18 protein-coding genes and 1 tRNA gene are annotated in these 19627 nt (G+C 59.0%); 11 read left to right on the plus strand and 8 right to left on the minus strand.

Translation table 11 applies throughout. From position 1 onward, the window contains the following. Positions 1-170 precede the first annotated feature (170 nt). Positions 171-986 (minus strand): DUF1134 domain-containing protein, encoded by an 816-nt coding sequence (locus Q0974_RS15905; protein WP_299329601.1) that lies wholly within the window; start codon positions 984-986, stop codon positions 171-173. A gap of 206 nt (positions 987-1192) precedes the next feature. Here Q0974_RS15905 and Q0974_RS15910 point away from each other — a divergent pair. Continuing rightward, a tRNA-Ser gene (locus Q0974_RS15910) sits at positions 1193-1285 on the plus strand. A 272-nt stretch (positions 1286-1557) separates the two neighbouring features. Here Q0974_RS15910 and Q0974_RS15915 read toward each other — a convergent pair. Beyond that, positions 1558-2367, minus strand: a complete 810-nt coding sequence (locus Q0974_RS15915) for a hypothetical protein (protein WP_299329602.1) — start codon at positions 2365-2367, stop codon at positions 1558-1560. Positions 2368-2634: 267 nt separating this feature from the next. Between Q0974_RS15915 and Q0974_RS15920 the strand changes: the two genes are divergently transcribed. The 5 genes from Q0974_RS15920 (at position 2635) to Q0974_RS15940 (ending at position 8456) form a co-directional block, all read left to right on the plus strand. Continuing rightward, positions 2635-3123 (plus strand): hypothetical protein, encoded by a 489-nt coding sequence (locus Q0974_RS15920; RefSeq protein ID WP_299329603.1) that lies wholly within the window; start codon positions 2635-2637, stop codon positions 3121-3123. Between the two features lie 161 nt (positions 3124-3284). Continuing rightward, complete coding sequence (locus tag Q0974_RS15925) at positions 3285-4001, plus strand: hypothetical protein (RefSeq protein ID WP_299329604.1); 717 nt, start codon at positions 3285-3287, stop codon at positions 3999-4001. Between the two features lie 131 nt (positions 4002-4132). Continuing rightward, positions 4133-4879 carry a fimbria/pilus periplasmic chaperone gene (locus Q0974_RS15930; protein ID WP_299329605.1) on the plus strand — a complete coding sequence of 249 codons (747 nt, stop codon included), beginning with the start codon at positions 4133-4135 and terminating at the stop codon, positions 4877-4879. A 167-nt stretch (positions 4880-5046) separates the two neighbouring features. Continuing rightward, positions 5047-7542, plus strand: a complete 2496-nt coding sequence (locus Q0974_RS15935; protein ID WP_299329606.1) for a fimbria/pilus outer membrane usher protein — start codon at positions 5047-5049, stop codon at positions 7540-7542. Further along, positions 7539-8456 carry a hypothetical protein gene (locus Q0974_RS15940; RefSeq protein ID WP_299329607.1) on the plus strand — a complete coding sequence of 306 codons (918 nt, stop codon included), beginning with the start codon at positions 7539-7541 and terminating at the stop codon, positions 8454-8456. The genes Q0974_RS15935 and Q0974_RS15940 overlap by 4 nt, the downstream gene beginning before the upstream one ends. 9 nt (positions 8457-8465) lie before the next feature. On the opposite strand, the gene Q0974_RS15945 is transcribed toward Q0974_RS15940, so the two are convergent. Both Q0974_RS15945 and Q0974_RS15950 read right to left on the minus strand, forming a co-directional pair. Next, a complete protein-coding gene (locus Q0974_RS15945; protein ID WP_299329609.1) occupies positions 8466-8867 on the minus strand; it encodes a hypothetical protein in 402 nt (133 codons plus the stop codon). A gap of 511 nt (positions 8868-9378) precedes the next feature. Next, positions 9379-10056, minus strand: a complete 678-nt coding sequence (locus Q0974_RS15950; protein WP_299329611.1) for a Fe2+-dependent dioxygenase — start codon at positions 10054-10056, stop codon at positions 9379-9381. 80 nt (positions 10057-10136) lie between these two features. Here Q0974_RS15950 and Q0974_RS15955 point away from each other — a divergent pair, with 80 nt between their 5' ends. Next, positions 10137-10961, plus strand: a complete 825-nt coding sequence (locus Q0974_RS15955; RefSeq protein WP_299329613.1) for a hypothetical protein — start codon at positions 10137-10139, stop codon at positions 10959-10961. A 93-nt stretch (positions 10962-11054) separates the two neighbouring features. Here the strand turns inward: Q0974_RS15955 and Q0974_RS15960 are convergent, their stop codons facing one another. Next, a complete protein-coding gene (locus Q0974_RS15960) occupies positions 11055-12452 on the minus strand; it encodes an NAD(P)-binding protein (RefSeq protein ID WP_299329615.1) in 1398 nt (465 codons plus the stop codon). Between the two features lie 59 nt (positions 12453-12511). Between Q0974_RS15960 and Q0974_RS15965 the strand changes: the two genes are divergently transcribed. Both Q0974_RS15965 and Q0974_RS15970 read left to right on the plus strand, forming a co-directional pair. Beyond that, positions 12512-12982 carry a hypothetical protein gene (locus tag Q0974_RS15965; RefSeq protein ID WP_299329617.1) on the plus strand — a complete coding sequence of 157 codons (471 nt, stop codon included), beginning with the start codon at positions 12512-12514 and terminating at the stop codon, positions 12980-12982. A 3-nt stretch (positions 12983-12985) separates the two neighbouring features. Further along, positions 12986-13690: a protein-S-isoprenylcysteine O-methyltransferase gene (locus Q0974_RS15970; RefSeq protein ID WP_299329619.1), complete on the plus strand. Its 705-nt coding sequence runs from the start codon at positions 12986-12988 to the stop codon at positions 13688-13690. A gap of 178 nt (positions 13691-13868) precedes the next feature. On the opposite strand, the gene Q0974_RS15975 is transcribed toward Q0974_RS15970, so the two are convergent. The 3 genes from Q0974_RS15975 to Q0974_RS15985 form a co-directional block, all read right to left on the minus strand. Continuing rightward, entirely contained in the window at positions 13869-14099 is a 231-nt protein-coding gene (locus Q0974_RS15975) for a hypothetical protein (protein ID WP_299329621.1), read from the minus strand. Between the two features lie 109 nt (positions 14100-14208). Next, complete coding sequence (locus Q0974_RS15980; protein ID WP_299329622.1) at positions 14209-14682, minus strand: hypothetical protein; 474 nt, start codon at positions 14680-14682, stop codon at positions 14209-14211. Between the two features lie 182 nt (positions 14683-14864). Further along, positions 14865-17048 carry a TonB-dependent receptor gene (locus Q0974_RS15985; protein WP_299329624.1) on the minus strand — a complete coding sequence of 728 codons (2184 nt, stop codon included), beginning with the start codon at positions 17046-17048 and terminating at the stop codon, positions 14865-14867. Between the two features lie 166 nt (positions 17049-17214). Between Q0974_RS15985 and Q0974_RS15990 the strand changes: the two genes are divergently transcribed. Both Q0974_RS15990 and Q0974_RS15995 read left to right on the plus strand, forming a co-directional pair. Beyond that, a complete protein-coding gene (locus Q0974_RS15990; RefSeq protein ID WP_299329626.1) occupies positions 17215-17763 on the plus strand; it encodes a hypothetical protein in 549 nt (182 codons plus the stop codon). Continuing rightward, positions 17760-19304: a PepSY domain-containing protein gene (locus tag Q0974_RS15995; protein ID WP_299329628.1), complete on the plus strand. Its 1545-nt coding sequence runs from the start codon at positions 17760-17762 to the stop codon at positions 19302-19304. Before Q0974_RS15990 ends, Q0974_RS15995 begins: the two co-directional genes overlap by 4 nt. The last annotated feature ends 323 nt before the right edge of the window (positions 19305-19627 follow it).

A 19627-nucleotide genomic window follows, 5' to 3' on the forward strand; every position in this document is an offset into this window, starting at 1 on the left:
TCAGCCGTAACCGGAGATGGTTGCCTTTCTAGTTTGTCAGACTCGACCTGTCGGTCGAGCGCGGCACCGGCCCACTCCCCCTTCCGACCTCCCAATAAGTGTACCCTGTGGGAGGTCGGAAGGGGGAGTGGGCCGGTGCCGCGCTCGACCGACAGGTCGAGTCTGACAAACTAGAAAGGCAACCATCTCCGGTTACGGCTGAAATTCATATAGCCGATATTCGCGCCGAGCCGGAGGCCCGCGCCGAGGCGGATCGGGATCAGCACCTTGTCGCCCGAGCGCAGATAGCTCGCGGTCAGGCCGCCGACGAGATAGGCATTGCCCTCGCCGGCCGGGAAGCGGCGGAACAGTTCGTCGGTATCGTAGAGATTATAGACGAGCACGAAGGTCGACGCGCCGTTCGCGCCCACATCGAAGCCGACCGACGGGCCGGTCCAATATACGGGCTGCTCGCCTTCCACCGCGTGGAACAACGTGCCCGAGCCGTAGCGCAGGCCGAAGATGAACGCGCCACCCGCCTCGCGGCCGACAATATAGCCATTGGGCTCGCCCTGGTCGGACAGGATGTCTTCGATGATCCGCGCGAGACCTTCCGCGCCATCGCCGAATACGCCGCCCGCGGCCGCGATCAGGTCGTCCTGCTGATAGGTGGTGCGGTTGTCGGCCGGGGCGATGGGGGCGCCATCGGTCGTCGCTTCTGCCGTGACGGCTTCGTCCTCATAGCCGGGCGTATCGGGAATATAGTTGGGATCGGAATAGACGGTCGTGTCGGTCTCGATCGCCGCATCGGTATCGAACGCCGGTTCGTCGAACGTCGCGCCCTGATCGGTCGTCGTGCCGCTGCTCTGATAATCCTCGTCCGTATAGCCGCCCGCTTGGAGCGCGGCATCGGGGTCGACAGTGTCGATCTGCGCGCTGACGGGCGCGAGAGCCATCCCGGCGAGGCCGAATGCGGCGGCGATGGAAAACAGGCGTTTTTTGAACATGATGCGTCTCCGCATGAATATAGCGGTTGGAAACTACGCCGTGTGCGGAGTCCCGCGCAATTCGCGCCGGGACGAAGCGAGTCGCTTCTGCGCCGAAGCGAGTCCATTCTGTGGATTTTCGGCTTTGCCGGGCGGTGCGGGCAGCACGCTTGCAGGCTGTTGATCGCAGTCTCCGGCCCCGCTATACGCGCCGTTCGGCTGCGCGAGGACACGTGGGTGAGTGGCTGAAACCACCGGTTTGCTAAACCGGCATACGGGGATTACCCGTATCGAGGGTTCGAATCCCTCCGTGTCCGCCAGCCGCCCTTTTGCTCCCATTCGCGAACATCCGAATAAACCCATAAATTCTGCTGGTTCTTTTGTAGAACGATTTCGCGTAATACGCTGACATCCACCTGCAATCACCTCATAATCGACGCTTTTCAGAAACAGATGGTCCGCTGATCCGGATCAAGCGGGTTCGTTGAACGCCCAATCGAGAAGACGGGCCGTCGGCTGCTGACCGGAAGCCGATCACGGGTCTCAGGGCGGAGTCTGTGGGCTATCCAAACCTAGACCTTCGACATAATCCCTAAAACCGGAGTCTTGACTTCCAAGGAGAGCCGGCGTGGCGATCGTATTCGATTACAATCGATTGGGCGATCGCTGCTGCGGCGATTAACTGGCTCCCGAGATACGGTGGTAAAATGGGATACCCCCGCCCTTCCGCAACATCTCGATACATCTCTTTCTGCACGGCGAGCTCGAACACTTGTTCGGATATCAGACCTTTGCCCCGAAAGCCTCGACTTTGCTGGGTGACACTTACTTCGCCGACAGGGCTCGCCGAGATTACGCGCAGAATGCGCTCTCCGAGCGGCAAATACTGAAGAAAGCGGCTATAGAAAGGCGGAGCTGTAAGTGTGGCATCGAGCAGAACGGGAAAGTGAAGCCCATGACTTTCGTCGAGCTGATAGTCGCGAACGACAAGCTTCAGTCGCCGCTGAGGAACCATCTGCGCGCCCGTTGATTGCCGCAGATCATACACAGCATCACAGTCAATGCGCCCGGCACCGGCCAAGACGACAGAGCTGTTATCGCAGGAGAGGATGCGACAGCCGACTTCTATTGCCTCAAGCGGAATCCTGTCGACGATCTCCGCATGAATCTGTTCAGGCGTTATCATCGCGACACCGCCGGTCACGCGCTTGGGTCCATCAGCCGTTGCGACGTAGAATGTGTGCCATTCGCGAACGATCAGAGGATCGATGAGTTCATGCAGATCGTCAGAAAGAGCGCGCTTTGTGGCTGGCAAAATCGGAGATCCGCCGAAACGGTGATTCTCGTTACAGAGCAGTAGGTTTGCGTCGGGATATCGACGGCGAAATGCAAGCGCCGTCAAACTCGCTCTCAAGCCAGAACCCAATATCGCTATTCTTCCCGCCCGCATGACAAGAGTGTGACACAAAAACGGTCTGAATTATAATGGAGATTCCGCGCAAACCGGTTCGGAGGGGACCAAGTTTTTGAGTATTAACTAATTTTGTACGCCTGCCCGACTCGACGTCTCGCCGAAAACAAATATACTAACAAATCATTAAACGAATCGAATCGGTCGGGGTGGGTAGGTCAAGTGAGAGTTTTTTGGGGGGCGTGGATACCTGCCGCGTTGGCGGTTGCTGCGCCTTTTCCAGCGGCTGCTGTGCCATCGGTTGAACTGACTGTTCGGGGTATTATTCCCCCATCTTGTGAAATCCTGTCGAATGTCAGCGGTCTCGATCTGGGCAATATTTCGCGGGCTGGCAGGGAAACGGCGGATGTCAGCTTCTCTTGCAATACGCCGTTCGTCGTCAATTTATCGTCCGAGAACGGCCGCTTGGAGCGAACCGCGCAGCGGACGGCTGGAAATTTTCAAAATGCGCTGGACTATCAGGCGTCGCTGCGCGTGCCGCTCGACAATGGCAGGGTGCTGCGTATTCGCGAATGCGATAGCGAAGAACTGCTCAATGGCGGTGCTTGCGCAAATGCCTCTTCGGAGAGTCAGACGGCGATCAACAAGACCGCGTCCCTGGCGGTTAAATGGAGCGATTCAATCGAACCGCTGCTTGCTGGAGATTATAGCGACGTGATCACAATCAGGGTGGAGTTCGCGCCGTGATCGATGGCGCTGACTTCTCGTCCGGTCCGAGAGGATCGCACCAACACAAGAAGGCGATGACAAGTCGCCCGAAACCAGAGTCGCACGCGGCGGTTGCCGTGCCTGCACATGCCGTCGTCTGGGGTGGCGACCGGCTTCATTCAAACTGAAAGGATATGAAGATGAAAACCAAGTTGTTGCTTGCGGCTGGCGCCATGGCGGTTGTACCGCTCAGCGCCGCCAGTGCGGCAGATACCGCGCAATTCCAGATCGGTGTTAATGGCACCGTTCCGCAGACCTGCTTTATCGCCGACACGCCGACCAGCGGTGGCGGCTACGCGACGTTCACGGCCGGTGGCAGCGGCCCGACAGACACCATCAACGGTAACACGCTGACGATGCCGTCGACCTGGGTGAACCCGACGACTGCTGGCGCCGCATGGCCCGACTATAATGGCAGCAACGTCAACACGGCTCCGGGCACGACGATTTCGTTCACGGCTGTCTGCAACTTCGCAGGCGCGCAGATTCAGCTCACCACGCAGAATGCGGGTATGACGCTGCAGAGCCCGCCGTCGACGGTCGTGGGTAACTTCTCGGATGCAGTCAGCTATGCCGGCTATGTCCAGTGGAACAATGTCACGCTCGACAGCTTCAAGTTCGGCCCGACGAACCCGGGTAACGGCGGCGGCGAGCTCGTCACCACGCCGGGTGGTTCTACCACGCCGGTCGTTGTTGCCGACCCGACCAACGCCACGATGGAACTCCGCCTGCGCCCGCGCAAGGCGCATGAGTTCGGCACGGGCGATCCAGTCGCCGGTGGCGATCGCGACGCGTATCCGTTGCTCGCCGGTACATACTCCGACGTTCTGACGCTGCGCTTCGGTGCCAACCCCTAAGGTTGGACCATAAGATACGGCGGCGCCTTTTCGGGCGCCGCCGTTTTTTCTTGTGGTGAAGAGCTTATTGCCGAGTTACGGGCCATTAACCCTTTTTATTAACCATTGAGTATCCGCGTATGCGCCGAGTAATGCACTACCTGTTATGGCTGATCGCCTCTCTTTTTCTCGCAGGTCGCGCAATGGCGATATCCGTCACGCCGATCGTTGTGGATCTTGAGGTCGCAGGAACGAATTCCTCGGCCACGATCACCGTCACCAATCCGAATGTGGAATCACTGCCTGTCGAGGTGCTGGTCGAACTGATTGCAATTGACGAAACAGGAACGACCGTCTCCACCACCGATGCCCTCGACGATTTCATCATACTCCCGCCGCAGACAACCATCGATCCGGGCGGCACGCAGACCTTCAGGATTCAGTATATCGGCGATCCCGATATTGGTCAGGGGCAGCTATACCGTTTCGCGGTCAATCAGGTTCCCGTGGATACGCCGCAGGAAGGCGCTGCGCAGATCCAGATCGTGTACAGCATAACGGGCTTGCTGACGCTGTCGCCGCTTGAAGCAGATACGGCAGTGCGCGTCGCCGGCACGGCTCTGGTGCAGGATGAGGAAGGCGCGAACCGGGCGTCGGTCACGCTACACAATGACGGTAACCAGCATGCCTATTTGAGCCGCGGTGCCCTGACCGTTCGTCAGCTCGACGCTGCGGGCGAAACGCTCTGGCGCGAATCGCTCGGAGCACAGCGGATCGAACGGGAGATCGGTTTCGGTATCATTCCGCCGGGCCAAGCCCGGACGTTCATATTACCGTACGACCTGCCGGGCAGCGAGGGCACTATCTCGGCAGAGTTCGACGAAGGCCGCCAGCGATAACCGTCATGCGGGGGGGTACGCATTCAAGGGGGAGAAAGCGGCTGAACGCCGTCCTGACCTCTATGGGTGCGAGCGTCGCCGCGTGCGCGCTCGGAACGAGCGCTGTTGAAGCGAAGACGGCGACTTTCCTGCCGAAAAGTGCGTTGTTCGTGCCAGAAAACCGGCGAATGACCGCGGCCATTCCGGCGTTGGTGGCCGCACAATCGATGCCGATACAGCAGGCATCGCTGTTCCAAGAGGCTCCGACCGCAGCAGGGACCGGCCCCGATCCCGATCCGACTCCTGCCTCCACTGAAAGGCAACGGGTCAACGTCTTCGGCCGGACAATCGACATCGTGGTGCCGATCCGTCAGAACGGCACGCCATTGGGGACAATAGCCACGCGGATCGATCCCGATGACAGGTTTTTCGTACCGATCAACGCGCTGTCCACCGCGTTGCGGCCGATCGCAGCCGATGAACTCATAGCCCGGATAGACGCGTTACCGAGTGCCGATGGTTATGCGAGCTTTGTACAGCTCCGCTCACTGGGTATCAGCATCGACTATGATCCGTCGATATCCGAAATCAGGGTCATGTTGCCGCGCGAAGGTACGGCGACGGCCGAAATATCGCTCACCGAAACGAGGGCAGATCGCATAGGGAGTTTCGAAGAGCCGGCAGGTTTTTCTGGTTTCATAAACATTCGCGGCGCGATGGGATATGACGCGGCGGGTGCCGGTGAAGGTTTTGTCGATCCGTTCTTCGATTTCGAAACTGCGTTGCGATTTGGCGGTTTCGTTCTTGAGAATGATTTTGCGGCAGATTTGAGCGGCGGCGACTCAGGCGGTTTCCGTCGCCTCTTTTCCCGCCTAGTCTATGATATCCCGACAGCGAATATGCGGCTCTCGGCAGGGGATCTCATACCCTCTTCCGCCAATTTTCTGCCTCCGCCGGATATCTTCGGTTTCGGCGTCGAACGGCAGGATGGATTGTTCAATCCGCAGCGCAATCTAAGGACACAAAGCTTTCAAAGCTTCTCTTTGCAGGAAACCTCGACGGTCGAGGTCATCGTAAATGGCAGCGAGGTGCGCCGCATCCAGCTCGAACCCGGAAATTACCGGCTCTCCGACTTTCCGCTCGGTATCGGTGCCAATGACGTTCAAGTCGTTGTTACCGACAATTTCGGGCGCCGCGAGATCGCGAATTTCAGCCGGTTCTTCAACTTTTCCGTATTGGCGCCCGGCGAGACCGAATATGGCTTCTATGCGGGCTTTCAAAACGATTTCGGAACCCTGAGCCGCAGCTATGACTGGGACCGCCCGACGGTTTCCGCGTTCTTCCGACGAGGCATGAGCGATATCTTGACGCTCGGAGCGGGCTTTCAGGCAGACGACAGAACGCAGGCGGGGTCAATCGAAACCGCGCTCGGGACGCGCGCCGGCCTGTTCGTCGCCGAGGCGGCGATCAGCCGGGACGATGTGAACGGTACCGGCTTTGCTGGCCGGTTCCTCTACCAACTGCCGTCGCCCGCGACTGCTCGCGGTATATTCGCAGGTTTCGGCCTGTCGGTCGATTATACCAGCTCCAAATATACGAATGTCGGCCGTTTCGTCGCCAACCGGAACCTCGTGTCCATTCAGGCCAGCACGACATTGGCGCTCAGGATTACCGATCGCGATTTCCTTTCCTTGAACGGCAACTATTCCAGGTTTCGCGCCGGCATCGCTGACACCTATGAGGTGAGCGCCCGCTATAGCCGGCGCATAGGCCGTTCGACCGTACTCGCGATCGGCGCCGGATATGGGCGCTCGCGCTTCGGCGGCGAAGAGCCGATTTTTCGTGTCACTCTGAGTCGTCGTTTCGGCCGGCGCGGTTTCGGATCGGCCGCGTACAATACGATCGACGACCGCTTGAGGCTGAATTACAATCATGCCGGTGGCCGCGGCACCGGTGCAATCAATGTGGCTGCCTCCGCCGATATCGGGGACGACACGACGACTGGCGGCGGCAGCGTATTCTATCTTGCCAACAATGCCGAATTGTCCGTGACGCACAGCACCGCATACGAATTTGACAGCAATGACATCGCAACATCGCGGACAACCGCACAGATCGGAACTTCGCTGATGTTCGCCGATGGATCGTTCACTGTTGGCAGGCCGGTTCGCGACTCTTTTGCCATAGTGAGAGGCCATCCGACGCTGGAGGGCGCACCGGTTTACATTGATCGTACCGATGAAGGGTATTTCTCGCGCAGCAACTTCCTCGGCGGTGCATCCACGCCCGAACTCGGTTCCTATGTCGAGCGCACCATCACGGTCGATGTCCCGGATGCGCCGATAGGCTATGATCTGGGCGCTGCATCCTTCCGCCTGCTGCCGCCATACAAGTCGGGCTACAATCTGGTGATCGGTTCCGATTTCACCATCACTGCCATCGGTACGCTGCTCAATAACGGCGCGCCCGTCGCGTTGGCGACCGGCGTTGCGGAACTGATCGATGAGCCCGATGCGCCGACGATATCTTTGTTTACGAACCGGGTCGGCCGTTTCGCGGCAAGCGGCCTCAAGCCTGGCCGGTGGATAATTACGCTCGCAACCGAACCACCGCTGGTCTACGAATTGGACATCCCGGCAGAGGAAGGAAATCTTATCAGGACCGGCGAGCTGGAGGCACGATGATGAAAATAGCCCATCTGGCAATTGGAATGGCGTTGGCGATAGGAGCCCTTCTGCCGCAAAGCGCCGAAGCCTGTGTTGCGGTGACCACTCCCGGCCCCGGCACGGTCGATTACGACCCTACGGCTCTGTCGCCTACCATTCGGTCCTTCCAGGTCACCGTTCAGGAAAACTGCAACCGAGGTGCCGATGCAGGGCGTCAACCGGTCCAGATCTGGTTCACTGATGATATCGAGCCGCAGCCTTATGGCGAGGTTGGCGGTGTTCCCTTCAATATCAATCGGCGCGCGCGCAACCTGCTGACAACGCCGGTCGCGCCTGTGGCAACGCCGTTTACGTTCGCCTTTACTCCGGGCAGCGAAGTGCTTGACTTCGAAATCGCCTTTGCGCCCGGCATGTCGGCGACCTCGGGAATCCGGCAGATATCGATCAACTGGAGCACAGTGGACGAGTTCGGCAACATCATAACGGGAAGCTTGCCTTTTCCGGTCGCTATCCAGCTAAGGCCATCGTTTAGCATCCGCATTGCGGGCGGCGGGCGTACGCGCGATCTCAATTTCGGAAGGCTTGGCGCTGGCGATGTGCGCTCATTGGATTTGCAGGCGCGCGCCACGCATCCGTTCCGCATCGAGATGGACTCGACTTATGGAGAGAGGCTGCGGCGTGCCCGGCCCTGCGGCATCCGGGTGGGGCCACCGCGCGATGCAGCTGATTTTATTAATTATTCGGCAAGTCTTAACGGCCGCCCAATAAGCTCTTCGACACCCTATATCGATCTTTCGCCAAGCGGTTCACGCACCGTCAACTTTCCAGCCTTGCCGTTTCGCGTGCGGATAGATCCGGCTCTTGATCCCACATCGAAGCGAGCCGGCCGATATTGTGATGTAATAACGCTATCGATACACCCGGCGCGTTAGAAGTCCGGATTAGCGCGGCACCATGCGCAGGCCGAGTTGGACGTTTGTGTCGTTGGTATGGAGCTGCGCGATCTCAAACGACGAAATGCGCGAAACAGCATAGTGGGCATCGACTAGCAACGCTTCTCCGCTCCCATCGAGCTCGACAGTATAGTCGCCAAGGCTCGCTTGTGCGCCTTTTAGTGTCCCAGGGGCATAATCGAGATAGATTTGATATCCGCCGCTGTTACAGAACTCGCGGATTTCATCGATCTTGATCGATGTGTCGTCTACGTAGCTCAGCGACAACGGATTCACTGTGCATATCTGCGGTACGACCATCGTTAAGTGCACACCAATCTGCGCCGCAAACGCCGTAGTCGGCGTGAGGGTCAGCAACAGCCCAGCTGCGGCGCCAACGATTTTTTTCATCGCCTCATTCCTCCAATTGAGGACGAGGCATAACGGATCGGTCTTAAAACCCGCTAAATGCGGCATTCAGAGAATAATAACGCGCTGATCACGCCGACCGAACCTAATCGTCTTCAAGGCAAGCCAGCGATGCCGTTAGCGCTGCTTGCTTTGCTTAGCGCGAATGTCAGCTCGGACATACTGGCAATCCATACATTCGGTCGTGGTTGGCGTAAGGACCAAAGCAGCTAGTCGTTTGTAGCAGAAAAAGTTTCACGCGAATAACCGTTGGCGATCAAACGCGATCGAGTTGTGGGAAAAATGGTGGAATAGTATTCATATTATATCATAATAATAAATACTATCAATGATTTAGAGGTCCTATTTTGTATCCCTCCGTGTCCGCCAGCCGGCCGTTTGCTGCCATTCGCGAACATCCGAGAAACCTAAGAAAACCTGATATCATTTCTACGATCGAATTCTGTCCCGAAAGCGGAGGCGCTGAGCTTTCGGCGCGATTGTATCGAATGCCTCAAGCGCTTCCCCACATTCGCATGAGGTTCGCGATTGTCTTGTCGAGCGTCAGCAGTTCCGCGGATTGTGCCAATTGCGATTGCCGTAGCGATACGCGCAAATTTTCCAGATCGAACAGCAGTTCGCGCTGCGCCTGATCGGCGACGATGCTCTCGATCCAGCCGACACAGGCGATCCGCTCTCCCGCCGTTACCTTTTCGACATGGTGGATGCTGGTGGACGGATAGAGCACGAGTTCGCCGGCTGCGCCCTTGATCGACTGCGTCGCGCCCGCCGCATCGATGACAAGCTCGCCACCCTGATAGTCGGCAGGCTCGGTCAAGAAGAGCGTGAAGGAGATGTCTGTGCGCAGGCGGGTTTCGCCGCTGCCCATCATGGCATTATCGACATGTGCGCCGTAATGGCCGCCATCCGCCATCTTGCTGATCAGCAACCGAGACAGGCGCCGGGGCCGTGCGGCGGCCTTCACAACTGGGTTTTGGGAAACGACGGTCAGAAGCTCGTCATGCAGTCTGCGCCCGGCGCTGCTGCGCAGATCGGCTTGCATGTTCTGCTTGACCGCTTTTGCGACGCTTCCAGCCGTTTCGCGACCGTCTCGCCATGAGAGCTCTGCGATCTTCTTCTGCAGAGCTGCAATCGTTTCCGCCTCTTCGATCGCCGTGATTTTGAGTATCATCGTTTCGCTACCTGATAATCGTTTGCAATAAGCGCCTGCATAGCTATGCATGTTTAAGAACGCGCTCTAGCGGTGGAGACATGATGATGAAAGTTGAGTTGAAGACCTGGGCCGGGCTGGGCCTGGCCACCGCGCTGGCTGGCGCTGGCCTTTCGGGATGCACAAGTGGAGCCGAAACCGACGGCGAAGTCGCTGAGACAGCGCAAACAGGCGAGAATGGCGAAGGCGGCGAAGGTGGCGAGGGCGGAGAAGGTGGCGTCTCCATCACCGGCGCGGCTAAAGACCCGATTGTCTACAATAGCGCGCTTGCCGTTGCCGAAGCGCATGCGATTGCGGCGCGCGATGCGTTCGCCGTGGGCAGGACCGATGCCGCTGCCGAAATGTTCGCCCATCCCGTATCGGAGGTCCTGGTCGAAATGGACCCGGTCTTCGCCGAGCGCGGCGTCGAGGACTTCAAGGACCTTTTCGCCCAGGCCTCGGACGCCATACTCGATGGCGAAGGCGCGGAAGCGGTCAGTGCGCGGTATGACGCCATCATCGCCGCTTTGCGCGGCGCCGCTGAGCGGGCTCCGGAAGACGGTACGAGCGACGCGATCATCGCGGCGGGCGTGGCGTCCGACATGATCGACCGCGCATCATCCATGTATCGGGTGGCGGTCAACACGGAACGCTATGAGCCGTATCTTGATGGCTATGGCTTCTACAAAGCGGCCGAGCGCAGCTTCGAGGCCAATAGCACGATAATTGCATCGGAAGATGAGGAGTTGCACGCTCTATTGACTGAGGCGCTGGAGTTACTTGCTCAGGCCTATCCCGGCGCCGAACCGCTAGCCGCGCTCGATGCCGATCAGGAGGCGTTGAACTCGGCCAGCGCACGGGTCGAACTGCGCGTATTTGGTGGTTAGGCGGTGCGTTGCGCATTCCTGGTCTTGGTCAGAGTTTTCCCCACCTTTGCACCCCAAGCGGACATCCTGAGACGCATCATCAATTGCCAGGAATCATCCTGAGTGTTCCGCGCAAAGCCGCTCGATATTTTCGAGCGCCGGCTGGTAGTTTTGCATCATCGTACCGAGAGACGACTGCACTTCGGGATCGTCCATATGATCGGGGATCGCGCGTCCGGGATTGAGCCGGGCCTTGGCGCTCCATGCGGCGATCTCGCTGACCTGGCGGCGTGCCATCTCCGCCGGCATGCCGACGCGCATGATGTTCATCGTGCCGTAGATATCGCCGGTTCGGTGAAGTGCCGGGCACAGCCGGTTTTTCTCTTCGAGCGTCATATCCAATGTCTCCACGAAGCCGATCACGGCTGCGCTCCAAGGCGCCACACCCATGGTCGTGAAGTGCATGCTGATCTTGCCGTCCTCGAAGATCGGCGCGGCGGCGGCGCTATTTAGGCCGGCAGCCGTGCAATCCACATAGACGCGGCCCGGATTGGAGCCGACGTCTCCCTCATCCATGATCATCGCGGATTGCGAGATGGCGCGCACATGGCCCTTGCGGACGACATTCTCGATCTCGCGCAGGGCGGATAGCTCGGGCAGCGAAATCGTAGCGCCGCGATTGATTATCGCATCGCGGTCCCGGTCTAGCCGGACCGACATGCCGGCGGCTTCCATGCGCACCGAATAGTCCGGAACACTGGTGGCCTCGGCGGCGAATTGCGTGCTCGCGGCCTGCATCTTCACCATATTGGCCACCAGCGACAAAGGCTGGGTGTAGCTGCGCTCCGTCATCCAGGATTCGCGCGGCCGGACCCAGCAGATATCGTCCGGCGCAACGCCCTGCTGCATCAGCCAGAAGCATACGGCCATCGCCGTTTTGCCGCCGCCTAGCACGGTAAATCCCTTGGCATTGGCGATATCGACAAGCTGGTTCGGGGTGACGACGGTTACGCCCTTCTCGGCTTCGCAAGTCCGCGTGTGACACGCAGGTATCGAAGACTGGACCACCGACGCATCGACCAATGCGCGCCGCACGGCCACGCGCGTTATGCCACCGCTGATATTGGAACGGATGATGTGGTGATCGTCTTCGCAGCCCAGATAGTCGCTGCTTGCATGATATTGTATGCGGCCACTCGGCAGGAAAGTCTCTTCGAGCACGCGTTGATAATAATGCTGGATCTCGGCGGCGCCGGCACGTTCGTAAAACCCCGCGTTGATGCCAGCGAGGTCAATGCGATCCTGGCCCAGAGGTAAAGAGTTCACGCCATAATATGCGGAAGGTTGATGCAGCTCTACGAAGGGATAGGCGTCAACCCAGTGCCCGCCGGGCTGATGCCTGCGATCGACAATGACGATCTCGTGATCCGTCTCCGAAAGCAATGTGTCCGCGAATGCCATCCCCGTGGCTCCCGCTCCGATGACCAGATAATCCGTCTCGATCGATTTCATCCCCATCCTCCACAATTAGGTATTGCAAATAATTCGCATTAGCATATAAGTCAAAGCCGTTGAGCGATGCGGAGGACGATATGCACCCGGGCCATGCCGGTCTCTTGATAAAGCTGTTCCGCACCTGGTCTGCCGCCCGGACGATCGGCGATAATCCTCTGCCCGCCATGTATGCGCATGCCGAGCCGTTCGGGGCTGCGCCGGAACTGGTGCCGGCGTGTGAGAGTTATTTTCTCTTGGTCGAGTCGCATCTTGGTCGTCCGCTGGTTCCTGAATGCTGCTGCAGCACAGTCCCATCCGCTGACGAGGCCGCGCTGATCATGCTGCTCCGCCATGCGCCGACGGCCGGACCGGTCAAGACGAGTTCGGCCGTTCCGCATGGCATGTCCGGTCCGCTGGTCTGGGCCGCATTTTCGGTATCGCGGGCTTTGGCTGAGAGCCTGTTCATCCAAGATGGTGCCGATGTGCCGTCGGCGGCCGATCCGCTGCACTGTCCGTTCGGTGATTCAACGGTCGGCAAGGCGGCTTGAGGAATGTCTGAGACCTCATCGAGCGGCATAGGTAACTCCCGGGTCATAGGCGCGACTAGCGGCCGCATCCCATGGATACCGCTCGCCATCATGGGCGTTGTCGTTGCGGTCTATATGTGGCGAACCGATTTCGAACCGCGCTGGCCGTTGATCCTCGGCATCGTTCTGCTGTGCGTCCAGTCCTGCCTCAGAATGCCCTTCGCCCATCGCGCCAAAGGCGTGACGGTAGCCCATAACAGTGCGGATACGGTCGATATAGCGCTGATGTATGCTGTGTTCATAACAATGGTTGTTCTGCCACTGTTACGGCTGGCGACGCCGTTGCTCGACGGGTTCGACTATGTCTTACCGCCCTACATTGCCGCTATCGGTGTCGTTGTCATGATCTTCGGCTTGTGGCTTTTCTATCGCAGCCATGCCGACCTTGGGAAGCAATGGTCGGCGAGCCTGCAGATCGGCGAAGACCACCGGCTCGTCACCCAAGGCGTGTACAGCCGGATCCGGCATCCAATGTACAGCGCGATCTGGCTTATGGCGCTTGCCCATCCGCTGCTTTTCCAGAACTGGATCGCCGGGCCGCCGATCGTCCTTGCCTGGGCGATGCTTTATTTCCGAAGGCTCCCGCATGAAGAGGCGATGATGGTTGCGAGGTTCGGTACCGATTACGAGCGGTATCGCGAACGCGCTGGGGCGCTATGGCCGAAATAGACCAAATCGGCGGCGATGCGTTTCTGACGAAGATTACTTCGCTATCAGCGCGTATCTGGCGCGTCTTATCGGAATGTACCGAGTTCCCGCGCAGTGCGCTGTTCGAGGAGGGTAGCCGGCGCATCCGCAGCCGGCGCGATGATCGCAAAAAGCGCGATCCGAGAAGAGAGGGAGAGGATTAGTTATGAGCGAATTGACGCAGATGCTGGCGAGTACGCTCGACCGGCGGAATCTCATTACCACGCAGGATCGGCTGGTGCTCGCCAAGCGGTTCGGCGACCGTGTGCGCCACCGCGGGCAATGTCCTCGACCGCGACAATGACTTCTCCCGGACCGTATTCACGGATCGCTTGACCGGCGCGATCGATTTCAGGGAAGAACGCTTCCGCAATTTCGGCACGATCTTCACGCTTACGATCGAGGGAAGCTTCTGGGCGTCACACCGCCCCAGCTCTCAACGTAACACTGATCGCGAGGCGCGCCGACCGGCACGCGGCCGGCCGGCGCTATTGGTTTCGTTACTGGCTACTGATTTCGGAGATCGACAGGCGGGCCGCTTCGAGCGAGCGGGAGCCGTAGGTGCCGATCCAGATTTCGTAGCGGCCGGACATCGCCGGGTCGAACCGGATCGAGGGGTTGAGGCCCTCGCCGCCATCGTCGTTGCAATACCAATTGCCGTTGGGCGCGTTGATGACGAGCGTCGTGTCGGCCTGTGAGGCTGCCGAGATGATCAGCGGCAGGCTGCCCGCGCTGAAGTGCAGGCGCACATCGGGCGCATTGGCGATGTAGCCGCGGCACGAGCTGCTGATCGTCGATGCGTCAATGCTACCGCCTGAACGTAGCTGCACCGTATAGGGATCGGGCGTGAAGCCGCCGTTCAGTCGCACCGTTTCATAGGTCGGATCGGCATTGATGTTTTGCGCATTTGCCGGCGCAAAAGCCACAAAAGTGGCCGACGCGGCGATTGCCGCAGAAGTAATGGTCTTGATCATTTTCATTCTCCCACTCGGCTCCGCGATAGAAAGACCGTGGAACCCCTGATTGCCGACCCTCACTCCTGCCATTGCGTCTGCCCGGCCATGGATGAACCTCGCCGGAACAGACTTGCTAATCGGTGTGTCGGCAGAACACCGAAACCTTAATCGCTCATCGATCCGCTGCGATCCTCCCTGGCTTAGAAATCGAGATCGAGGCGAACTGCGACAGTTCTTTCGGCCCCAAGCCGCGAGAATTCGTCGCCAGGAGTGACGACATTGAGCGAAGTGAAATATTGCTCGTCGAAGAGGTTGCGCACATAGGCGCTCAACCGCACGCCTTCGACGAACTCATAGCCGATCCGCGCATTGACCAGCCAGCGCGCGCCATGGAAGTTGGCGGCGAAATTCTCATTCTGCTGGTAAACATCCGACTGGTAATTGGCATCGATACCGCCGAACAATCCGAAATCGCTGTTATAGCTCACGCCCATATTCGCCGACCAGCGTGGGGCGAAAGGAAAGCGGTTACCGGCGAAGTTCGACTGGTTATCCTCGCTTACCGGCTCCGCAGGATCGAAATTGGCGTTGGGAAAATCGTCGAACTCGGTGCTCGAATAGCCAAGGCCGCCATAGATTTCGAACTGCGGCGTCACCTGGAAACTGACATCGGTTTCGAAGCCCCACAGCGTCGATGCCCCGGCGTTTTCGGTAAGCGCGAATGTCGGAAAGTTCGGCACCGCGATCGCGACTTGCTGGTCCGACCAATCAGCGTAAAAGATATTGGCATTCCAAAGCAGCCGGCCATTCAGCCAGTTGCTGCGCATGGCGATTTCGTAATTCCACAGATATTCCGGATCGAATTCGTTGATACTGCCATCGACCACGAAGATCTGAGAGCCGCCTGCCCGATAGGCGCGCTGCGCGACAAAGGAAAAGCTCAGATCGTCATTGGGCGACCAGCGAATACCGCCTTTGGGTAACCATGCGTCGAAGTCGGCAGCCGTTTCTTGCGTGGAGGTTCCAGTTGCGCTCAGGAGAATTTGCTGGACGAACGGATTCAGCGGCGGCAGCGGCGGATTGGCGATCGAGGTGGTCGCAACTGCCACCGTACTTGTTTCCTCATTATCGTAACGCAGGCCGAATAGCAGGTCGATCGTGTCGGTCAGTTCGAACTCGCCATCAGCGAAGAAGGCGTAATTTTGGGTATCGACCGTATTGACCGCCGCCCGGCTGATCAGGACGCTGTCTGGAAAGATGGAGCCGAGGATGCCTGCCGAAATCACAAAATCGTCGTCGAAGACATTCTCGTTGTCGAAATAGTAGAAGCCGAGCACGCCTTCGAACCGCTCTCCGAAATATTTGAGCCGTACCTCTTGAGTAAAAGTCTCGTCCACGCCTTGGCGGTCGAGGAAGCCATCAGATGCCGACGTGCTGTCGAAATCCTCCTGCCGGAAATAGTCGGTATCCTGATAGGTGCTGATCGATTGCACCTGAAAGAACGGCGTAACATCCCATGTCGCGTTGATTGACTGGATGAAGGTCTCGGTGCCCTCGAGGCCCGGAAAATCGTAACTGACTTCGCGCACAACCGCGCCGGCATCGAAACTGCCATCCGCCTGTTGACCTGTAATCGGGTTGACACTGTCTTCGCCCGCGAAATTCTCGGTGTAAGATGATGTGAACAGGACGCGCAGCTCGTTCGTGGGCTCCATCAGTAGCTTGATGCGGTAGTTCTGCAGCTCGGTCGCGTCGGCTTGCTCATTCAGAAACGTATTGAAGATAAAGCCATCGGTTTCGCGGTAATTGGCCGCAAAACGGAACGCCATAGAGTCTTCAACGAGCGGTCCGCCAAACGCGATCGCGGCCTGGCGAATACCGTTATTGCCAATCTCGCCGCGCGCCCGGACGTCCCATTCATAGGTCGGGTCCTGCGTCCGCACATAGATTGCTCCGGCGAGCGCGTTGCGGCCGAAATTGGTCGATTGCGGTCCACGAAACACTTCGACCTGACCGAGATCCCAACTGTCGAGCGGACCGAAAAAAGTTGTCTGGTTATCGAGGGGGGAATCATCGACATAGACGGTCAGGGTCGCGCCGCCGCCCGCGATGCCCCGCTGATCGACACCGCGGATCGAGAAGCCGAGCCCGCCGAAAGACGGGTTCACGTTGGGCACGCGATTGATGATGTCGTACACATCGGAAACCGGTTCGCGTGCGATTTCTTCGGCGGTGGTTACATCAACGCTGGTCGTCACCTCTTGCAGGTCCTGTTCGACCTTCTGCCCGGTTACGATGATGGTCGGCCGGTCGAGCGACGCCATTTCGGTCGGCTCGGTCTGCGCTTGCGCCTGTGTCGCAAAAGCGGCCACTGCCAAGGCCATGAACGAGGCCCCCGTTCGTATCGATAGCTGCATCGATTTCCCTCTGTTTCTTTCTACTCGCGAACGATTCGCAAGAAATTATTGCTGCGCCGTAATGCGAACGATTCTCATTTACAACTAAAAAGCTATCGCTTACGGGTCGGTGCAGCTCGAAGGGGGAGTCGCTATGTGGGTTACCGGCGGAATCGCCGTGCAGATATTGAGCATTCTCGCACTACGGAGTGCGCGCATATCGCAATCCGCCCAAGCTGGATGGCTGGCCGGCGGGATCGTCCTCTTTGCCGCGTCGATCTGGCTGATCGTTCGAGGCCTTGGCCCGGAACTTGGCGTGACATGGGCGCTGACGACGATTTCGGTCGTCGCCTATGTACTGATCCTGCACCCCTTTTTGCGAACCCGAACCGTCGGGCATGACCGCACGCCGAGCCGATTGAAGAAGATGCCTGCTGCCCCGTCGGGATCCAAAGCGCGGCTTGCTCTCCGTCTCTTTTCGGCTGGTCCGCTCTATCTGATCACGGCGCTTGCGCTGAGCCTGGTGATTGCGACTAAGCCATGGACGGGTGAGATTACTCGGCTCTTCACGGGTGGGCTGTTGACGCCCTTCTTCTGGTCCATCGGCGCGCTGCATGCGACGGTGGACTCCAACCTCTGGCGCATCGTCTGGATGCCGGTCGTGCTGACCGCAGCAGGCGCACTGGGATATATGTTCTTATGACCGACAAGGTTGAAACCGAGGGCAGCAACAGCCCGTTCGTCCGCCGGATGATCGATTCTCATTCGGTGCTGGGACTGACCTTCGCCGCGCTTATCTACATCGTCAGCCTGACCGGCGCGCTGACGCTCTTCGATCCCGAAATCGCACTCTGGGAAAATCCGGAAACTGCGGCATCCTTCAGCGTGTCACCCGAGGCTGTCGCCTCCGCCGCCGAAAATGCCGAGGCGCAACTACAGCCGGGAAACGAGATACTAAATGTCATCGCCTATGCACCGGATGAGTTCAAACCCTATATGACCGTCCGTCTGAACCAGCGGGCCGATAGCCAATCGGAGCTGATTTCGACCGATTGGGTGGCCGACCCGCAAACAGGCGCGCTGCTGGGCGAGGCCGATGCGCCCTATGCGCATTTCGTCGAAGAATTGCACACCATGCTTCATTTGCCGCGTCCCTGGGGCCGTTATCTCGTGGGACTGCTAGGCGTCGTGATGTTCACCCTGATTCTCTCCGGCATCTTCGCGCATCCGACCATCTTCAAGGATGCATTCAAGATGCGATTGCGGCGAAACGCCCGGATCGCATGGACCGATGTGCATAACCGGCTCAGCGTGTGGGGATTGCCCTTCCACCTCGTGCTGACGTTCACAGGCGCCTTTCTCGGCGTGGCGGGGATCACGTTGGCCGCGCTGGCTTTTATCGCCTTTGACGGCGATCAGGAGGCGGCGATCCAGACGATCAGCGGTCCCCAGCCGATCGAAAACGCCGCGCCCATGGAAAGCTCGCCCGATTACGCGGCGATGCTTCACAATTCACAGGGCGAGGGCCGAACCTTCTCACTAATGGTCGCTGGCAATCCGCAGGACAGTGGCAATACGACGACCATAGCCTATTACGAGACCGGCATTCTCTCGGCGCGCACCTCTGACATCTACCGCAACAGCGGCGAATTCCTCGAAAAGTTCGGTGGCAGCGGAGCACCGGCCGGTGCCCGTATCTTCGGGGCCGTCCAGCCGCTCCATTATGGCACGTTCGGTGGCTATCCGATCAAATTCTTCTATCTGATCCTGTCCCTCGCTCTGACCTATATCACGAGCACAGGCATGATGATCTGGTTCAAGCGCAAGATGCAACAGGGTCAGCCGCGTCCGAAACATGAAGCCGCATGGCGCGGTATGACGACCGGCCTGTCGCTGGCCCTCGCAGCCGGTGCGGTGATTGTGGCGGCTGGTATGCCAGCGCCCATCGCCGCGACCTGCCTGTCCATATGGGCCATCACGGCTGTGGCGATCTGGGTGATGCCGAACCCGCTACGCAGCGTCCGCTGGAGCTACGCCCTGATCGCCGCGCTGCTAGCCGTCGCCGTGGCGCTCCACATGCCAGCCGCGCTTGCCGCCGATACAGCGGCCAAGCCGATCCTGTTCGCAACGAATGGTATCTTGGCGCTCACGGCGCTCGGCTTCGTATGGTTCGCAGGGTTGCGCGACATGGTCGCACAGCGTTCGAGTCTTGAGCCAGTTGCCGATGTTCAACCTGCCGAATAACTATTCGGCCGCCAAGGCATCAGTCACACCGGCGATTCGTTCTGACACGGCAAGTGGGAGGTCCGCTTTGGGCGCAAAGCGGACATCGTATCGAACAATCAGATCCCGATAATGGCCATTATATGAATGTCCGCTTCTGGCGGAAAGCGGACGTTAGGTCCTTGCCCCTGGTCACGCCGCCTTTGTGCGAAGAGGCCGGCATCCCTTGTGCTTGATAAGGGCTGCCGGCCTCCGCGACCCGAGGTCGGACCGCAATCAGAACCCTATGGCGAAGCCGACGCGGCCGCCGGTGGTGCCGCCGACGGTCGAGCCCGCGATGCCGC

The organism is Parasphingopyxis sp., from assembly GCF_028279465.1.
Taxonomy (GTDB): domain Bacteria; phylum Pseudomonadota; class Alphaproteobacteria; order Sphingomonadales; family Sphingomonadaceae; genus Parasphingopyxis.